Annotated in this window: 14 protein-coding genes; 6 read left to right on the forward strand and 8 right to left on the reverse strand. The window is 35.5% G+C overall.

What is annotated here, in order from left to right; translation table 11 throughout:
• Positions 1-60: 60 nt before the first annotated feature.
• Entirely contained in the window at positions 61-576 is a 516-nt protein-coding gene (locus LK994_RS07955; protein ID WP_229759541.1) for an acyl-CoA thioesterase, read from the reverse strand.
• 85 nt (positions 577-661) lie between these two features.
• Here LK994_RS07955 and LK994_RS07960 point away from each other — a divergent pair, with 85 nt between their 5' ends.
• The gene (locus LK994_RS07960) at positions 662-1888 is read left to right on the forward strand and encodes a proline dehydrogenase family protein (protein WP_229759542.1); all 1227 of its coding nucleotides are present in this window, start codon (positions 662-664) and stop codon (positions 1886-1888) included.
• 53 nt (positions 1889-1941) lie between these two features.
• Positions 1942-2451, forward strand: coding sequence for a hypothetical protein (locus LK994_RS07965; protein WP_229759543.1), 510 nt, complete (start codon positions 1942-1944; stop codon positions 2449-2451).
• Here LK994_RS07965 and LK994_RS07970 read toward each other — a convergent pair whose 3' ends face one another.
• From LK994_RS07970 to LK994_RS07985, 4 genes are all read right to left on the reverse strand, one after another.
• Positions 2452-3645: an ABC transporter substrate-binding protein gene (locus LK994_RS07970; protein ID WP_229759544.1), complete on the reverse strand. Its 1194-nt coding sequence runs from the start codon at positions 3643-3645 to the stop codon at positions 2452-2454.
• 39 nt (positions 3646-3684) lie between these two features.
• Positions 3685-5220, reverse strand: coding sequence for a glutamine-hydrolyzing GMP synthase (gene guaA / locus LK994_RS07975; RefSeq protein WP_229759545.1), 1536 nt, complete (start codon positions 5218-5220; stop codon positions 3685-3687).
• Positions 5221-5323: 103 nt separating this feature from the next.
• Positions 5324-6934: a T9SS type A sorting domain-containing protein gene (locus LK994_RS07980; protein WP_229759546.1), complete on the reverse strand. Its 1611-nt coding sequence runs from the start codon at positions 6932-6934 to the stop codon at positions 5324-5326.
• A gap of 92 nt (positions 6935-7026) precedes the next feature.
• Positions 7027-7926 (reverse strand): S1/P1 nuclease, encoded by a 900-nt coding sequence (locus tag LK994_RS07985; RefSeq protein ID WP_229759547.1) that lies wholly within the window; start codon positions 7924-7926, stop codon positions 7027-7029.
• A 149-nt stretch (positions 7927-8075) separates the two neighbouring features.
• On the opposite strand from LK994_RS07985, the gene LK994_RS07990 reads away from it, so the two are divergent.
• The 3 genes from LK994_RS07990 to htpG all read left to right on the forward strand — a co-directional run bounded on the left by LK994_RS07990 (position 8076) and on the right by htpG (position 14611).
• A complete protein-coding gene (locus LK994_RS07990; protein WP_229759548.1) occupies positions 8076-10634 on the forward strand; it encodes a TonB-dependent receptor domain-containing protein in 2559 nt (852 codons plus the stop codon).
• 35 nt (positions 10635-10669) lie between these two features.
• A complete protein-coding gene (locus LK994_RS07995) occupies positions 10670-12676 on the forward strand; it encodes a DUF5689 domain-containing protein (RefSeq protein ID WP_229759549.1) in 2007 nt (668 codons plus the stop codon).
• Between the two features lie 120 nt (positions 12677-12796).
• The gene (gene htpG, locus LK994_RS08000; RefSeq protein ID WP_229759550.1) at positions 12797-14611 is read left to right on the forward strand and encodes a molecular chaperone HtpG; all 1815 of its coding nucleotides are present in this window, start codon (positions 12797-12799) and stop codon (positions 14609-14611) included.
• Positions 14612-14613: 2 nt separating this feature from the next.
• Here htpG and LK994_RS08005 read toward each other — a convergent pair whose 3' ends face one another.
• Genes LK994_RS08005 through LK994_RS08015 form a run of 3 tightly spaced genes read right to left on the reverse strand, consistent with a single transcriptional unit; the run spans position 14614 to position 18017 of the window.
• On the reverse strand, positions 14614-15279 hold the full coding sequence (locus LK994_RS08005) for a class I SAM-dependent methyltransferase (protein WP_229759551.1): 666 nt from the start codon (positions 15277-15279) through the stop codon (positions 14614-14616).
• A 13-nt stretch (positions 15280-15292) separates the two neighbouring features.
• Positions 15293-16999 carry a single-stranded-DNA-specific exonuclease RecJ gene (gene recJ, locus LK994_RS08010; RefSeq protein ID WP_229759552.1) on the reverse strand — a complete coding sequence of 569 codons (1707 nt, stop codon included), beginning with the start codon at positions 16997-16999 and terminating at the stop codon, positions 15293-15295.
• Between the two features lie 55 nt (positions 17000-17054).
• Positions 17055-18017, reverse strand: coding sequence for a polyprenyl synthetase family protein (locus tag LK994_RS08015; RefSeq protein ID WP_229759553.1), 963 nt, complete (start codon positions 18015-18017; stop codon positions 17055-17057).
• 289 nt (positions 18018-18306) lie between these two features.
• Between LK994_RS08015 and LK994_RS08020 the strand changes: the two genes are divergently transcribed.
• Complete coding sequence (locus LK994_RS08020) at positions 18307-19935, forward strand: OmpA family protein (protein WP_229759554.1); 1629 nt, start codon at positions 18307-18309, stop codon at positions 19933-19935.
• Positions 19936-20040 lie beyond the last annotated feature (105 nt).

The following is a 20040-nucleotide window of genomic DNA, read 5'->3' on the forward strand; positions in this document are numbered from 1 at the left end:
CGAATAAAACGATTTCAATTCGAGTATTCGTAACTAAAACTATAAACTACAAACTAATATTTACGGCGTCATAAATAGGGCTTTCAGTTCATCAGCATCATGTGGTTTCATTTTTCCACTAAGTATCAGCCTCAATTGTCTTCTTCTTAATGCACCATCAAACAATCTTTTTTCTTCCTCACTTTCAGGTATTAAGTTATAGGAGATTTCCTGTGGTTTATTATTTTGATCCAGCGAAACGAAGGTCATGAATGCTTCATTGCTTTTGTAGCGATACTTTTGCATAGCGTCTTCTCCCCAAACAATAATATGTACTTCCATACTTGTTTTGAAAGTTCTTGTTAGTTTAGCTTCAATATGCACCACATTGCCTAATTTAATAGGACTTTCAAAAGATATATTATCAACAGAAGCAGTTACGCAGGCTGTTTCTGTATGTTTCATTGTTGATAATGCTGCTGCAATATCCATCCAGTACATTAATCTTCCTCCCATTAAATTACCTAGATGATTGGTGTCATTGGGCATTACCAACTCTGTCATAACAACTAATGATTCGGATGCTTTCTTCTCCATGTGTTAGTTTTTATCAAAGATAGCGATGCTTTAATTTATTTGGTAATTCGTTTTGATTGACGCAACTTAGATGACAATTTTTTTTATGGTTTCATTTGATAATACAGAATATGCATTTGCTTATAAAACAACTGCGGAATTAAAAAAGGCGCATTTTCTTTTTTCTTCAATGGCTAAACCATGGTTGGTAAATATTGGATTAAAAGTACTGCCGGCAGCAATTAAACATAATTGGCCATTCACTAAAAAAATCGTTCGAAATACTATTTTTAAGCAATTTGTAGGTGGCGAAACATTGGAAGAAACTGCCTTTGTAGCGGATAGATTGGAGCAGTATAATGTACAGGTTATTTTAGATTATGGAGTAGAGGGGGGAGAAAATGGAGAAGTCGGATTTGATGCCTCCGCAGATGAATTTGTTAAAGTGATCAACTATGCTGCTACCCAGCGTAATATACCGTTCATGAGCATTAAGGTAACAGGTTTAGCGAGGTTTGGATTATTGGAAAAACTGGATGCATCAATGAATAATGCGATTGGTACTTTGATGAAGCGTTATATTAAAGCTGTTAGCGAATTGTCTGAAACAGAAAGAGAAGAGTGGCATAATGTAAGATCACGATTGCTGAAGATATGTGATATAGCTGCAAAGAAAAATGTTGGTGTATTGGTAGATGCAGAAGAAACATGGATACAGGATCCTGTAGATGCATTGACAATACTGATGATGGATACATTCAATAAACAACGAACGGTAATTTTCAATACAGTGCAATTATACAGACACGACAGATTAAAATTTTTGCATGATATGTACGAGGCCGCAGCAGAACGTGATTTTATTTTAGGGGTTAAAATAGTTAGAGGGGCTTATATGGAAAAAGAAAGGGAGAGGGCGTCGGAAATGAATTATCCATCACCTATTCAATTGGATAAAACAGCTTGTGACAGAGACTACAATGCTTCTATCAGATTTTGCAGCGATAAGCTGGATCGCATCTCTTTAATAGTGGCATCACACAACGAATACAGTAATCTGTTAGTGATTGAACTATTGCAACAAAAAAATATTCCACTCGATCATCCTCATATACACTTTTCTCAATTGTATGGAATGAGTGATAATATTACTTTTAATTTGGCTAAAGAAGGTTGTAAAGTAAGTAAGTATTTACCTTTTGGACCTATTAAAGATGTGATACCTTATTTGATGCGGCGGGCCCAGGAAAATACATCTGTAAGTGGTCAGACCGGTAGAGAATTATCATTAATAGAAAAAGAATTGCTAAGGAGAAAGAATAGTGGGGGGTAAAAATTTTTTATGAAATTATTATATAAATATTTATCTTAATAAAAATTAACTGTATGAATCCTTCAAATTCCTCTAATGATGTTTTAAATTTTGCAGAAGAAAATAATTCTAAACTTCCACAAAGTCTGAATGTATTAACCATTCTTACTTTTATTGGCTGTGGGATCGGCGCATTAGGTGCTGTTGCTACTCCTTTTATCATGAAGTTCTCTAAAGAAATGATGGACAAGGCCACTTCAATGAGTACTGAGATGTCTGACAAACAATTAGCAGATATAGCAAGAGGCAAGCATATGATTGAGTTAACTCAACAAAATATAATACCACTGACTATAATTGGTGTGATAAGTATTATAGCTTGTTTGGTTGGAGCTTTGTGGATGAGAAAATTGAAAAAAGATGGGTACTGGTTGTATGTTTCCGGAGAAGTTTTACCGCTGATTGGGAATGCAGTTTTTTTAGGTGCTGCTGCATATGCCGACTGGAAAAGCTATCTGGGGCTACTTGTTCCGGTAGTATTTATCATTTTATATACTTTGCAAAGAAAGTATCTGGTAAAATAATTACCAGGCTTTAGAAATAGTACCATTTAGTATTCTGACAAAATACAAATGTTTATTTTCGAAATAATCAGGAATGGTACTTCCCTTTTTTAACATAACGGGGTGAAAATTGAAATCAGAAAAGACTTTAAATGTTTTGTCATTTAAATGGCTCATAAAATCAGTTGGGTATTTCGCCAATAATTTTGTGAATAGATGAGCACATTCAAATCCCTTAAATGCCATATCACTCGGTTTAGTTTTAAATTTTTTCAGGTAACCGTTAGTTAATACTTTGCTGAAATTATCTGCTTTACTGTTGTAATAAGGAGTGGTGAAATAAACAGAAAAATCTTCATGTTCTTCTTTACTCATTAATGACTTAAAGCCATCCCAATTGGGCATTCCTATTAAGGTTATCGCATAGCTTTGCGACATACTATAACAGGCATTTGTTAGTTTAGTGGCAAACTCTTCGTCCAGACTACCGCCGATAATTACTGATTGTTTGTTGCTATCAAGTTTTGCTTTCAGTATTTCTACATCAATGGTACTGTCGAAATTAAGCGTTTGAATATTCAGTAAATTTTTTCCATCCTGATCATTTAATAGCTTAAAATAAGAAGCTACTTTATCTTCCTGCACTCCTTTCTGTCTGCACAGTAAAATTTTATCCGTACCATGATTTTGCAGGGTGTAGGTGAAAATTGCTTCACAATGTGCCTTTAAAGTAGAATTAGCGATAACTACAAATGGATTGGCAGTAATACCCCCGTCGTTGGGGTAAGTAGCAGAAATAAAAGGAATGTTTTTGTTTGCTGCAAAGTCTGCCAGCTCTTTATACTCCATGTCTTTAACAGATCCAATGATCAGATCAAGACTATCTAGTTTTTTATTGTCAATCAGTGAAGAGATTGGTTGGTCAGAAGATTTAGAGTCATAAATATAGGCTGCAATATTAGCATTCCATATTTTCATAGAGTCTAAAGCAATTTGTGCTCCTTGTACAAAATCAATTCCGGGCATTACAAATTTCGGGATGCTCTTTGTATATCTGAAATTCCCCTTAGTACTGAAAAGAGAATCCATATAGAGTGGTGCAAAAATGCCTACTTTATACGTTTTAAGTATAGGTGTGGAATCAGTTTGTGCAAACATTTTTTTCTGAAAAAAAATGCTGATAAACAACAATGAAATAACGATCGATCTTTTCATAACCTTTTAAACCTTTAACGTATTAAACCTTCTACCTGCTTATTCCCATTCTATTGTTGCAGGAGGTTTGCTGCTGATATCATAAACAACTCTGTTAATTCCCGGCACATTATTAATTATCTCATTAGATATATTGGCCAGAAATTCATAAGGTAAATGAGCCCAGTCAGCTGTCATCCCATCTACTGAAGTTACAGCTCTCAAAGCTACTGTAAATTCATATGTTCTTTCATCTCCCATTACACCAACACTCTTTACCGGTAATAAGATTGTTCCGGCCTGCCAAACAGTTGCATACAGTCCGGCTTTTTTTAGTCCATTGATGTAGATGGCATCAGCATCTTGCAATAACCGTACCTTTTCTTCAGTAACTTCTCCTAAAATCCTGATTGCTAAACCTGGTCCTGGAAAAGGGTGTCTTGCGATCATTTCTGTAGGGATACCCAATTCGGCACCAACTTTTCTTACTTCGTCCTTGAATAAATAACGGAGTGGTTCTACTAATGACAGTTTCATGGTATCGGGTAATCCACCAACATTATGATGTGATTTAATAGTAGCCGATGGGCCGTGGACAGATATCGATTCTATTACATCGGGGTAGATAGTGCCCTGACCAAGCATTTCTATACCTTCCAGCTTTTTTGCCTCCTGGTCAAATATCTCTATGAACCCTCCTCCAATAACTTTTCTTTTTTCTTCCGGGTCCGATTTTCCTGCAAGTTTAGTATAGAAATGTTCTCTTGCATCTATGCCTTTTACATTCAATCCAAGTTGATTGTAGGTTTCAATCACTTTTTCAAATTCACTTTTACGCAGCACTCCGTTATCTACAAATATGCCAAATAAGTTCTTGCCAATGGCTCTGTGTATCAACGTAGCAGCCACTGTGCTATCAACACCACCGCTTAAGGCCATGATAACTTTTTTATCTCCGATTTGTTTTTTAAGTGCTTCAACTGTGTCGGTGATAAAATGTGCCGGTGTCCAATCTTGTGTACATCCGCAAATATTTACCAGAAAGTTTTTGATAATGATCTTCCCTTCGGTAGAATGATATACTTCGGGGTGAAATTGTAATCCATACAAAGGATGCTCATCACTGCTTGTACGCTTAAAAGCAGCTACAGGAATACTTTCCGTAGTGCCCAGTATTTCGAAGCCTTCGGGCAATTCTTTAATGCTATCACTATGGCTCATCCATACCTGCGATGCAGGGGAGATATTTTCTAATAAAATATCCTGCTTCTTTATTTGAAGACTGGCTCTGCCGTATTCTCGTTTATCACTTTTATCTACTCTGCCTCCAAAAACCTTTGCAGTCAATTGAGCACCGTAACAGACGCCCAATACAGGCAATTTAGCTGCTATGGCTTTTACATCAACCATCAATGCCTTTTCTTCATTTACCGAAAATGGAGAGCCGGAAAGAATGATACCTTTCAGGGAGCTGTCAAATACTATTTCTTTGTTATATGGGGTTATTTCACAGTAAACATTAGCCTCACGTACTGCACGGGCTATCAACTGTGTGTATTGAGAACCAAAATCAAGAATTAAAATTTTTTCTGTCATAGGACTGCGAAGGTAATATTTAGTTCGCAGTTAATTTTTTCTATAAAAAAAGAACCCGAAAAAAATATTTTCGGGTTCTTTTTTTATAGAAAAAAATGCTAATTTATTGTACTGCTATTTTTTGGGTAGTAGTATGTGTAGCATCAGTCACTTTTACAAAATAAATGCCTTTAGACAATCCATAAGTACTGATATCGATGGTAGAAAGAGCAGTAGATTCTGAACGAACCAATTTGCCATTAAAGTCGATCACTTTAACAAGCGTATTGCTGTTATTGTTTTCTTTAGAAATGTATACTTTAATAAAGTCTTTAGCAGGGTTAGGGCTAATTAATACTTTGTATTTGCTGCTAAATAATACTTTTCTTGTTTCAGATAAAGTAACACTTCCATCTATGGCAACTTCTTTCAAACGATAGTAGTTAAAACCACTGATAGGAGAATTATCTACAACAGAATAATTTCTCAATGTGCTACTGTTACCTGCAGCTGGAGTTGAAGAAATATCTGTCCAATTAATACCATCAGCACTACGTTGTATAACAAATGAATGCGTATTGAATTCTTGTTCAGTACCCCAACTGATCGATACAGAAGAATTACTTTTTTGTGTAGTAAATCCATTTAATCTAACAGGATTTACAGAAGATGGAGGTACAATCTGAACACCTCTGAAAGCAGTATTTGTAGCAGCTGCTAATACTAATGTAGGTGTAGCTGTTGGAGCAACGCCATAACCTGAAGCATCAACAAAGGCATTTAATGGAGAACCACCTCTAATTCCATAAAGAGTTACAGTTGATCCGGAAGTAGTACCTGTTAATCCTCTGTAAGCACCACCTGCATCCATTATACCTGTAGAATCCCATGATGTTCCTGCCATATTCAATGAAAATTTCTTGATACCTGTTGGGTTAACATCATCACCGAAATATAAAGTGTTTAAACCATCAGGGCCACCAGGAAGATGTGTCATATAGATGCTGTTTGCAGTAACTGTCAAACGCATTCCAGGAAGATTAGTAATAGTATTTCCATTGGTAGTAGGGAATCCACTTAAACTACCTATTCTTGCAACAGTACCAGAGCCAGCGCCAGTGATTATATCACTGCCAACAACCTGAACAGATCTGAAGTTAGTAACGCTGGTACTAACAACAACGGCTGTGTCTGGAGATATGCCTGTACAACCAAATGGAACATATCTTAATCCTCCTGTGCTACCTACATGCCAGAAACCAGTTCCGTCATTTGTTGCAGCACATCTTGAATTACCACTTGAATGGGCAACATCCAATAGAGTAGAAGTGTTAACGGTACCATCCATTGAAACTCTTGCAATAACTCTTTTTACATTTGCAGCAGAGCTAATAGTTGCTGTTCCTGTATCTGCGCTATAACCGGTCAAAACAAAATAAGCGCCATTGCCTGACACTGTAAGGTTGGCATCATTTGATGAAGAACCGGCAGTAGTAAATTTATTATTTGTCCCTGTAAGCTGGGTTGCATGGAAGGGCACAGTAATAGTTTGTACTGCTGCACCGGCAGTTGTTATCTCCTGTAAAAATACAGGGGTAGCTGCACTACTTAATGCTTTATCTCCAATACCAACTCTGGTGATAACTAAATTACCAGGAGTAAAGGCTGATTGAGAATACGTTGTTTGCGATGAAATTGTCCCAAACAAAAAAATCAGGGTAAAAATTTTCTTCATAATAGTTGTTTTATTTATTCAAATGTAAAAAATAATACTGGTATTTTACAACAAAGACACATATTACTATAAAAATGTTGCCTTAAAAGAACTTAAAAACAATCGTCGCCGTGCCCTATCATAAAGGGGTATGGTAGGGCTTTTTCAGGTTTTGGGATGGCTACGTAGTTGTAATAATCAAAATAATCGTCAAAGCCAAAGTTTACGACTGTTTCATTTTTATCTGGATTGAATATGCTTTTTAGTACACTTGCAAGTCTTAATCCTCCTCTAAGCAATTGTTTGGTAATGATCGGAGTCATATTATCAAGATATGGTTTATCTAATAGCCCGTCTTTGAAATTATAAGCTGTATCCAGATAAGAGCGTGATTGTTTATACCAACCTAGAACATCTATTTTACGGATAGCTTTTATTTCATCGGCACTTAAAGAATCATATAGTTTTAAACAATCTTCAAGATCTACAGGAGCATAATCAATGATCTGTGTATCCCAAACGCTATGAAGGTTTCCGGAAACAAATGGAGAATGGATGCTGATAGCATTTCCGCCTTTATCACTGGAATACCCGCAATGTAAAGGCTGGTGCAGATCTCCGATCAAATGAAAAAGGTATTTTAATCTTACATTAATATCTTTTTTCTTTAAATTATCCTTCTTTTCCAATTCCATTAGAGAAGTGTATATAACAGTAAGCATGTTCCTGTCGGGGGTAACTTTTATTGGGGCTCCTTTATCTATATCAAAATAGTGCCATGAACGCATAAATTCATAATAGGTGTTGCCTTTACTGTCATCCATCCAGGTTGCGGCTTCTTCTATTGATAAGTTTCCTAGATATTTCCCCACAATTGCTTTTGTAGAATCATCTAAAAAATGGAAGGCTATCTCAGCTACCAGGCTGTGGCCTTTTGCACCCCAGGCATAGGATTTATTAGGAATTGTAAATACCAATGCAGCGAAAACGGCTAAGAAAAGGCTCTTCTTCATGAATTTTTATTTATACAAATGTAATGTAATTTCGAAATAGGTATGATGTGGAAAAACTTATTTTTTATGTTATTTCTACATTATTTTTATATTATCATATTTTTTCTGAAAAATTAACATTATTTTTGAGTTTACATTAAATTTTTTTTATGGGCACTCCAAAACTTAGATTATTTGTTTTACTGCTATTGTTACATATATCTTCTTTTTCTTTTTCTCAAGATGTACGAACAAATACTGCTGATACTACAGGTGAGTCAACAAACTCACCAGATGAAATTTCGATCGTGTCATTAGATGAGTCTGATGGTAATGATGCAAATCTTACAAATGTTTCTACACAGGCAAATGCCTACAGGGATGTTTTTTATAATGCAGCTCGTTTCAATTGGAGTCCGGTAAGATTTCGTAAACGTGGATATAACAATGATGCTGATAAAACATACATTAATGGTGTTCCTATCGAGAATTTAGGAAATGGAGCAACTCCTTATTATTTATGGAGTGGATTGAGTGATATTTACAAGCATAGTACCAATGCTCCGGGGTTGCAAATGAATAATTATGGATATGGCAGTTATGGTGGTACATATAATTTAGATGCAAGAGCGTTTAAACAATATAAACAACTGAATGTAAAATATAGTGTTAGCAATAGAAACTATACACACAGGCTTTCTATAACCAAAGCAACAGGATTTAATAAAAAAGGCTGGGCTTTCAATTTTGCAGGAGATCGTAGGTTTTCTGACGAAGGTTATATAACAGGTACTTATCAAAATGCATGGGCTGCTCAAATAGGCATTGATAAAAAAATTGATGATCAAAATATTATTTCATTTGTAGCAATCTATGCGCCGAATGAAACAGGAAGACAAGGGAATGTAGTACAGGAAATGTATGATATCGCTGGTACACACAATTATAATTCATTGTGGGGATACCAAAATGGCAAAAAAAGAAATTCGGCAGTTAATAAAACAAGTCAGCCAATATTTATTATTTCTCAAGATTTGAAAATTAATAAAAAAACTTCTCTGACTACAGGAGCTTCTTATTCATTCGGCAAAAGAAGACGTGGTGGGGTTGATTGGTATAATGCTCCGGATCCAAGACCGGATTATTACAGATACTTGCCAAGTTATTATATAGATAATCCAGTTCTGCAAGAAGATGTAATGGGGGCCATGTTAGAAGACGTGAATTTGAGGCAAATAAATTTTGATAAATTTTTTGATGTAAATCGATCACATCCAGAAACTATTTATGATATAAATGGCAAACAATTAGCTACAGGTAAACGATCATTATATATATTGAGCGATCAGGTGATCAGTTCAAATAACTTTAATGCCAGTAGTACTTTGAACACTAAATTTAGTAAACACATTGATTTCTCTAGTGGTCTTACTTATCAATACTTGCGCAATAATTATTACAAAGAAATAACTGATCTGTTAGGAGGTGATTTTTTTGTAAACGTAAACCAATTTGCAGAAAGGGATTTTCGATCTAATGATTCTGCTAATATCAATAACTTAAACAATACAAACACAATTGTAAAAGTTGGAGATACATACGATTATAACTATGTTATCAATTCTCATAAAGCAGCAGCTTGGATGCAGGCAATGTTTAAGTATAAAAAACTTAATTTCTTTTTAGCGGGTAATGGTTCAGCTACTAGTTTTTATAGAGTAGGGTATTATAGAACAGGTTTATTCCCTGACAATTCTTTTGATAAATCAAGTGTTAATGTATTTTGGAATTACGGTTTTAAAGGAGGTGTTTCTTATAAATTAAATTATCGTAATTATTTTTATGTTAATGCTGCTTATCAAACAAATGCACCTCAGTTTGAAAAATCATATATATCTATTCGTCGCCGAAATGATGTACAAAGCAATTTAGTAAGCGAAAAAGTTACAAGTGTTGAGGGGGGATATGAATATGCCAGTCCTAAATTTAAATTCAGAGCAACAGGATATTATACACAATTTAAAGATGGAATAGATCAGTCTACTTTTTATGATGACCTGAGCCGCACTTTTGCCAATTTTAGTCTTACTAAGATAGATAAAGTAAATATGGGGGTTGAAGTAGGATCGGATGTATTGCTGGTAAAAGGGTTAACATTAAATATGGCTGCAGCGATAGGAAGATATCGTTATAGCAATAGGCCATTACTTACAGCTACAAGAGATAATTCCAGTGATATTATTTTGAAGGATGTTGTTACCTATATCAAAAATTACCACACAGGTAGCCCAGAAGAAGCTTATTCAGTTGGCCTATATTATCGTTCTAAAAACTATTGGGGTGTAGGTATCAATGCTAATTATTTTGATCAGATGTGGGCAAGGATTAGTCCTGTTCGTAGAACTTACTCTGCTATAGAAGGAGTAGATTATGATAGTAAGCTTTGGCACGATATTTTGGATCAAACAAAACTGCCAAGTCAGTTTACTTTGAATGCAAATGCAAATTGGTCTAAAAAGTTAAAAGGATCGATTTTTAAAGGAAGAAAATATACACTATTGCTTATAAATTTTAATGTAAATAATATTTTAAATAACCGAGATATTGTACAAACCGAATATGAACAATCACGTTTTGATTATTTGAACAAAAATCCAAACAAATTCCCTAATAAATTAAGCTATGCTTTTGGTTTAAATTTCGGAGCAAGTGTAGCATTAAGATTTTAATTGATAAACAAATTCAACACATTTAAATTAGATATATGAACAAGTTTTTTAAATTTTCTGCTCTGACATTATTAACCATTTTGGTAATTAATGTTATAAGTTCTTGTAAAAAGAAATTTGATGAACCTCCGGTTTTTCAAGAGCCATTGATAACTGTAACTAAAACAATTGCTCAAATAAAAGCGTTGCATGTTAGTAATCAGATTGAAGCTTTTACAGATGATGATGTAATATCAGGTATTGTAAATGCTGATGATAAAAGCGGAAATTATTATAAACAGATCAGTATTCAGGATGAAACAGGTGGAATTACCATTCGTCTGGACGGAACTAATTTATATGCAAACTATCCTATAGGCCGTAAAATTTATATTAAACTAAAAGGCTTGTTTATGGGTGATTATAATGGATTAGTTCAATTGGGTGGTGCTGAAGATTATAGCGGTACCTTCCCTAATGTATTAGGTATACCAAGTGCATTATTTGATACACACATTATTAAAGGCAGTCCTGGTTATCCTGTTCCTGCAAAAGTTGTAAAAATTTCTGAATTGAATAGCTCTTTACAAAGTATGCTTATCCAGATTGATGGTTCAGAATTTGCTTCTACTGATACCAGCAAAACTTATGCAGATGCCGTTGGTAAATTATCAGTAAACCTGAATGTAAAACCTTGCAGCGGTGGTACCGTGATTGTACGTACAAGTGGCTACGCAAATTTTGCAGGCATTAATGTTCCGAATGGTAATGGTCCGTTAAAGGCAATCTACACAACTTTTGGCAGCACCAAACAATTAATTGTAAGAGATACAAGTGATGTGCAATTTTATGGCGACAGATGTAGTGGAGGTGGCGGAGGTCCTGTAGCTGGAACACTTATCAATACAGCTGACCTTAGAGCGCTATATACGGGAACAACAACTACAGCACCAACAGGGAAAAAAATCACGGGCATTGTCATAAGCAACAAAAACACTTTAAATATAAATTCAAGAAATATTGTTTTGCAACAAGGAAATGGTTTAGCTGGTATATTGGTACGTTTTGATGGAGATCATAATTTCGAATTAGGAGATTCAATTGATGTTTCTGTTTCAGGACAAGAACTGTCTGAGTTTAATGGTTTACTGCAACTCAATAATGTTCCGATTGGTAATGCTGGTAAAGTGTCGTCAGGTAAAAGTATTACACCGAGGGCTACAACTGTTGCGGGTTTATTGACCAACTTTGAAGCATGGGAAAGTACCCTGATTAAATTTACCGGAGTGGATCTTACTCCTGCCGGTACATGGGCAGCAAGTAGCGGTAATACTACTGTTACACAATCGTCTAGTACAATAACTTGTTTTACACTCACTGCTGCAACCTTCTCGGGTAGTACTAAACCTACAGGATCTGTCGATATGGTCGCTTATGTATCACAAGGTGGGGCATCAGCTACTAAGCAAGTTAGTATTAGAAATACTACGGATGTAACTGGGGGTATCGTTCCTCCACCGCCAGCAGGTGTTTTGTTAGATGAAAATTTTGAAACTGTAACAACTACAGGCAGTACTCCAGTGGCGCTTACAGGTTGGAAAAATATTGGAGAAACGGGGGCTATACAGTACTTAGGTAAAACATTTAGCAGTAATAAATATGCTCAGATAACAGCGTTTAACAGCACTGTTGCAAATCAAAAACCAGTAGTTAAATCATGGCTGATTACTCCGCCAGTTAATTTAAATGGAACGACCACAGAAACGTTAACTTTTAAAACGAATGACGGTTTTAACAATGGAGCTACATTGAAAGTTTATTATTCAACAAATTATACTGGTGATAATACGCCATCAACGGCAACTTGGACAGAGTTAACTGCTACAATATCCAGTGGTAATACAGCTGGTTATGGAGCAGCCTTCACTCCTTCAGGTAATGTTAATTTATCTGCTATTAATGGCACAGCGGTCTATATAGCATTTGTTTATGAAGGAGGTTATTCGCCTACTGTGAAAACAACTACTTTTCAAGTTGATGACGTGAAAATTGTAGGAAACTAATAATCGAATTATTTTTTTATAAATACCATTTCACTTTTGAAATGGTATTTTTTTTGTCATCATGTCAGTAAAACATTGAATGGCACTTAATTTGCAAAACCTACAAAAAACATTATAACTATGGCAAAAGGGAACATTCGGGTTCAAACGGAGAACATATTTCCGATAATTAAGAAATTTTTATACAGTGAACACGATATTTTTTTAAGAGAATTAGTGAGTAATGCAGTGGATGCTACGCAAAAATTAAAAACTTTATCCTCATTAGGAGAGGCTAAAGGCGAGTTAGGGGAGTTGAGAGTTGATGTAAAGATCGATGCTGAAAAAAAGACAGTTACTATTTCTGATAAGGGGCTTGGTATGACAGCCGAAGAAGTAGACAAATATTTGAATCAGGTAGCTTTTAGTGGTGCCGAAGAATTTGTTCAAAAATATAAAGGGCAAAATGAAAATAATATTATCGGGCATTTTGGACTAGGATTTTACTCTGCTTTCATGGTGAGTGAAAAAGTGGAGGTGATCAGTAAGTCATTTAGAGAGGATTCCAAGGCCGTTAGATGGGAGTGTGATGGTAGCCCGGAATTTATTTTAGAGGACGCAGACAAAGCTGAAAGAGGCACAGACATCATTTTATACCTTAATGAAGAGAGCAAAGAGTTTTTAGAAGCGATCCGTATCAGCACAGTGTTAGAAAAATTTTGCCGCTTTTTACCGGTACCTATCTTTTTCGAAGACAAACAGATCAATAATCCATCACCGGCCTGGACTAAAAAACCTACTGAATTAAGTACAGAAGATTATCAGAATTTTTATAAAGAATTATACCCATACAATGAAGCCCCATTGTTTTGGATCCATTTGAATGTTGATTATCCATTCAATCTAACAGGTATTTTATATTTCCCTAAGATCAAGCAGAGCTACGAGATACAAAAAGATAAAATACAATTATACTGCAACCAGGTATTTGTAACAGATGAGGTAAAAGATATTGTTCCTGAGTTTTTGATGTTATTGCAAGGGGTGATCGATAGTCCGGATATTCCTTTGAATGTTAGTCGTAGCTATTTACAAGGCGATCCTAATGTACGTAAGATAAATGCTCATATCACTAAAAAGGTAGCGGATAAATTAGAAGAAATATTCAATAACGACAGAAAATCATTTGAAGAAAAGTGGGAGAGCCTTGGTTTGTTTGTTAAATACGGCATGATGACCGATGACAAATTTTTGGACAAAGCCAACAAATTTTTAATAATGCAGGATACTGCCGGTAAATTTCATACACTGGCAGAATATAAAACAGCAACAGAAACAATACAGAAAAATAAAGATGGGAAACATGTGATACTGTATACTACTGACCCGATACAACAGGATGCTTATATACAACAAGCTGTAGCTAAGGGCTATACAGTGGTGAAAATGGAAACTATCATCGACGGAGGTTTTATCAGCCAGATGGAAATGAAATGGAATGATGTACAATTTACCAGGGTGGATAGCGATATTACTGATAATCTCATCGACAAACAGGAAGGAGGAGAAAGCGTTTTAAGTAAAGATGATGAAGCAAAATTGAAAGAGTTATTTGTATTGCAGGTTCCGGAATTAAATATTAATGTGGAGATCAAAGGATTATCTGCAGATGCGCCGCCTGTAATTGCTACCAGACCTGAATTTATGCGTAGAATGAAAGATATGGCGGCTATGCAGGGAGGTATGGGGGCATTTTATGCACAGATGCCCGATGAGGTTACATTGACAGTAAATGGCAATCACCCGATATACAAAAATGTATTGTCACATAGTGAAGCAGAAAAACAACAAAAAACCATTCATAATCTGGCAGACCTTGCTTTGTTATCACAAGGGTTATTAAAAGGGAATAGCCTAACTAATTTTATCAACAGAAGTGTTGAGCTGATGAACTGATATTAATTTTTTAGCATACTAAGTTCAAGATAATGTAAGCGTTTACTGTAATAAAATTCAGTAAACGCTTTTTTTATAAAGAGCTTTTTGTAAAGTGGGTTTACATATATGACCTGTATTTTTCTCGGGTTGGTTGTGATACTTTGAATGATATTGTCGACAACCTTAGTCATGATAAATTCATCAAAAGGGTTGAATAAAAAAATGCAATCAACATCGGAGGGGATGATGAAAGAACTGGCATCAGCTTCGATTATAGTAAATAAAGCATTGGGAATCTGCTGTTTTATTGTTGCAATATTTTCTTTTGCTTTATTGCATAATTGAGAAGAAAAATCAATGCCGGTAATTTTTTTGAATCCTTCAATACCTGCTACACATAAGGCTCTTCCTTTGCCACAGCCGATATCTAAGAAATGATTTTTTGTTGAAAAAATTGATTGGGTAAAGGCAATTTCGAGCATGTCGTAACTAACGGGCATATATATAGTTGCATGAGAAATATCTGTTCCGGTTTTTTTGATTTTTTTTAATTCGTCAACTCCGGTGGTATCAATACCATATTTTTTCTCTCCTTTAATTTCGTTTTTTAGGATATGTGCAGCGATACGCCAATTCCAGTTCAGCCCGATATAGAAAAAGTATTGTATGTATGCTTTTATTTTCAATTGTATATTGAATTTAATTTTTTGACGGCCTGATATCAATGACCTTCATTTGTAATGTTGTTTCGCCGTTCCATTCATTTTCATCTATTGTAAATACAATGTCAAATGGTTTTTGTTGTTCAACGATGTGAAATTTATCAGCCATATTAAAGCCTATACCGGTAAGGGTTTTATTATGGTTCTTTACAACAAACCGAACATGTAATTCTTTTACAATTTTTGAATATCCTGTATCAGTAACATTTTTTGCTAAAAAAACGGGTCGCATATTATCAGGGCCAAATGGTTCCATTTGACAAATAATATTATACAATGGTGCATTTATTTCTTCAAAAGATGTCTCTGCATCAATAATTATTTCTGGTATCAGTAAATTCGGGTCAATTGTGCTGCTTACAATTTCTTCAAATTGCTTACTGAATGCTTCTACATTTTCAGGTAATAAAGAAAGGCCCGCTGCAGCGAAATGTCCTCCGTATCCCAATAAATGCTCTTTACAGGCATGTATGGCTTCGTATAAATTATAGCCAACCACACTACGGGCACTACCTGCAGCAATATCTCCACTTCGTGTAAGCACTACCGTTGGTCTGTAATATTTTTCGGTTAATCTGCTGGCTACTATTCCTACTACTCCTTTGTGCCAATGCTCCTTATAAACAACAGTTGTTTTTTTATTTATTAAGATTTCATCTGTGTCGATCAATTTGAGCGCTTCTTCTGTAATACTGCTGTCTGCCTCCTTTCTATCGCTGTTATCACTATGCAGGATCTCTGCATAGTCCAGGGCTTTGATCGGATCTTTTTCGATAAATAATTGCACTGCTTTTTTTGCGTCATCCATTCTTCCTGCAGCATTTACCCTTGGAGCAATAACAAAGACCACATTAGTGATAGATAACTTTTTTTCTATACCGGCTAACTGTATCAGTGCTTTTATTCCTTCACATGGTTGCTGATTTATTTGGGCCAGACCATGGTAAGCCAGTATCCTGTTTTCGCCTGTCATAGGGACAATGTCGGCGGCGATGGCTACTGCCAGCAAATCGAGATAGCAAAAATAGTTTTCTTCGTCTATACTATACTGTTGTGCCAATGCTGTGATCAATTTAAAGCCTACTCCACAACCACAAAGTTCCTTGTATGGGTAATTGCAATCCGCTTGTTTAGGGTTTAATATAGCAACTGCTTTAGGTAATTCTTTATCCGGTAAATGATGGTCGCAAACAATAAAATCAATACCTAGCGTAGTAGCATAAGCAATCAGATCAGCAGATTTAATCCCGCAATCCAATGAGATAATTAGTGTGAAATTGTTTTCGGCGGCATAGTCAATACCCATTTTACTAACGCCATATCCTTCCCTGTATCTGTGAGGGATATAGAACTCTACATTAGCCGGATCATATATTTTGCAGATAAACTGGTACATAGTTGCTACTGCTGTAGTGCCATCAACATCGTAATCACCAAAAACCAATATTTTTTCCTTCTTTACAAAGGCTTTTTTCACTCTTTCAACAGCTTTGTGCATATCCTTCATCAAAAACGGGTCATGTAGCTGACCTAATGAGGGCCTGAAATATGATTTGGCTTTATCAAAATCGTCAATACCACGTTGCACTAAAATTTTGCAAAGTGTTTTACTGATCTTTAATGATTGGTGTAATGCAATTGCTTTAGCATTATCAGCCTGCAGTAAATTCCAACGTTTTTCCATTGTGTGCGGTTATCAGATCAACAAAAATTCAATAATCAACCAATTCGTATAAGAATTAGTATTTTCTGTCAGTAGTATATCTGACCAGATCTTCCAATGCTTTTCTTACTTCTTTAGCGGGGAATTCATCCAGGATTGCAAGTGCTTCATCACGGTAGAGGTACATTTTTTCAGTGGCATATTGAATACCACCAGCCTTTACAACGGTATCAATTACCGCATTTATTTTTTCGGGATTAGTATTCTCATTTTTAAGAATGTAAATGATCTCCCGTTTTCTTTTTGTATCGATATTATTTAAAGTATAAATCAAAGGGAGTGTGAGTTTTTTCTCTTTGATATCATTGCCGGTTGGCTTCCCCACATCTTCCTTGCCATAATCAAAAAGATCATCTTTTATCTGAAAAGCAATGCCCACTTTTTCACCAAATAATTTCATTTTATCGGCTATAATTTTATCCTGAGATGTGGTGTAAGCACCAACAGCACAGGCTGAAGAGAGGAGTGATGCAGTCTTATTTCTGATGATCTCAAAATATATTTCCTCACTCAAATTAAGGTTACGGGATTTTTCAATCTGCAATAATTCTCCCTCACTCATTTGTCTTACCGCTTCAGATAAAATGTGGAGGTGTTCAAAATCATCATTGCTCGTTGAAAGTAATAAACCCTTCGATAAAAGGTAATCGCCTACCAATACAGCAATTTTATTTTTCCAGATCGCATTGATAGAGAAAAAACCTCTGCGTTCGAGCGATTCATCTACAACATCGTCGTGTACAAGTGTAGCAGTATGTAAGAGTTCAACCAATGCGGCAGCTCTGTAGGTACTTTCGTTAATGTCTCCATGTAATTTGGCAGAAAGGAAAACAAACATTGGCCGTAACTGTTTCCCTTTACGTTTAATGATGTATTTCATTATCCTGTCAAGCAACGGAGTGTTGCTTTTAACTGCCTCAGCAAATTTTTTCTCAAAGATGGTTAACTCTTCGCCTATGATGTCTTTTACAAAATCCATTTTTCTGAATAAGTCGGCAATTTAATGTTTAAAAGGGAATAGACAATATTCGTAAATCAATAATCCTGCAAAACATTAGGAAGCAATCAGATAACCTAAAAAAAATATTTTTTCACAATGCAGCGAAATGAAATATTTGTCGCTCTCTTACAATACGGAATTAATGCGAAAGAAAAAAATGAAAAAAACTAAAAATTTGATAAAAAAATTTGGTTTTTAACAATCAATTGATATTTTTGCATTCAATCATCATGTATTTTCAGATTAAAATCAAAATAATCATTTAGTTATGGCAAGCAAAAAGTACAAATTATTACTAGGGTTTTTAGCCCTTTTCGCAGCGACTGCAACTTTCGCCCAATCGGGTTCAGGTTATAGCGCAAGCGATTCGTCTGTTATTCCTGCAAAAAGGATGCCGCAGCACAACGAATTTTGGAACAACACTTACAATTTTCCAGCAAAACCACGTAACATGTGGGAAGTTGGTGTTGGTGGTGGTATGTTCACTATCAGTGGAGACGTTCCTTCAGTAATTCCTACATTCGGATTTGAAGCTCACGTTAGAAAAGCTTTTGGATACATTTTCTCTTTGAGATTACAATATGTTCAAGGTGTTGCCAAAGGACAAGCTTGGCAAGGTTCTTACAATTATGGCAAGAACATAGCTCGTGACGACAACAATAATGTTGTTGGAGGTTTTGCGAAATACTACTCTGGTAACTATGTTGACGGAGCTGGTAACAAAACTGCTGGTCAAAAAGTGTTCTACAACTACAAAACACAATTGAAAGATTTGAGTTTACAAGGTATTTTTACTTTAAACAATATCCGTTTCCACAAAGCTAAAACAGGATTCAACCTTTATGGTGGTGGTGGTATCGGAGCTACTTTGTATAAAGCTAAAATCAATGCTTTAGGTAGCGATGGTGAAGCTTATGCTTTCGATGATATCTTAGATGGTACACACAAAACAAGAAAAACTACACTTGATCTTATCAGAGGTTTACCTAACCACGATAAAACTTACGAAACAGATGCAGAAAATCAAGGATCTCGTCGTCCAAAAATTGGTGACTACACTTTGAAACCTTCTGGTACTATCTTAGCAGGTGTTGCTTTTAAATTAAGCAAAAGAGTTAACCTTGCTATAGAAGATCGTCATACATTCGTTAAAGATGATTTATTAGATGGTCAACGTTGGCAAGAACATGCTTTCGGTGATGCAGTTTTAACTCGTGATTTCGATTCTTACAATGCATTAACTTTAAGCTTAAACTTCAACTTAGGTGCTAAATCTGTTGAACCATTGTGGTGGTTAAATCCTTTGGATTATGCTTACAGCGAATTAAACAATCCTAAACACATGAAATTGCCAAAACCATCTTTCGAAGATGCTGATGGTGATGGTGTTCTTGATGCTCTTGATAGAGAACCAAATACTCCGGCTAATTGCCCTGTTGATACACACGGTGTAACTAAAGACACAGATGGTGATGGTGTTCCAGATTGTAAAGATAAACAATTGATCACTCCTACAGATTGTCAACCAGTTGATGCTGATGGTGTTGGTAAATGTCCAGATCCTGCTTGTTGTACAGCTAAACCTGCTACTACAGTTGTAGAATGTCCTACAGACTACCCAAGCTTAAGCTTCAAAGGTGTTAGTACATCTTTGAGTGCAGATGCAAAAGCTCTTTTGTCAAGTGTTGCTGCTAAATTAAAAGCAAATCCAACTTGTTCAATCAGCATTACAGGTTATCCTGGTGCATCTAAAGCTGCTCAAGCTGTATGTTCTAAAAGAAACGATGCTATCAAAGCTTACTTAGTAGAAACATTAGGTATCAGCGCTGATAGAGTAACTTTTGATTGCAGTGTTGATGGTGGTGATGTGAATACAGTAGATATTAAAGCTAACTAAGTTTTTATTTTCACTTTTTGCTCAATGATAGACCCTCTCGATTATTCGAGAGGGTTTTTTACGCAAAGGAAGAATAGTGATATGTATTGAATAACCCATTAATGT

The sequence above is a fragment of the Ferruginibacter lapsinanis genome (genome assembly GCF_020783315.1).
Taxonomy (GTDB): Bacteria; Bacteroidota; Bacteroidia; order Chitinophagales; family Chitinophagaceae; genus Ferruginibacter; species Ferruginibacter lapsinanis.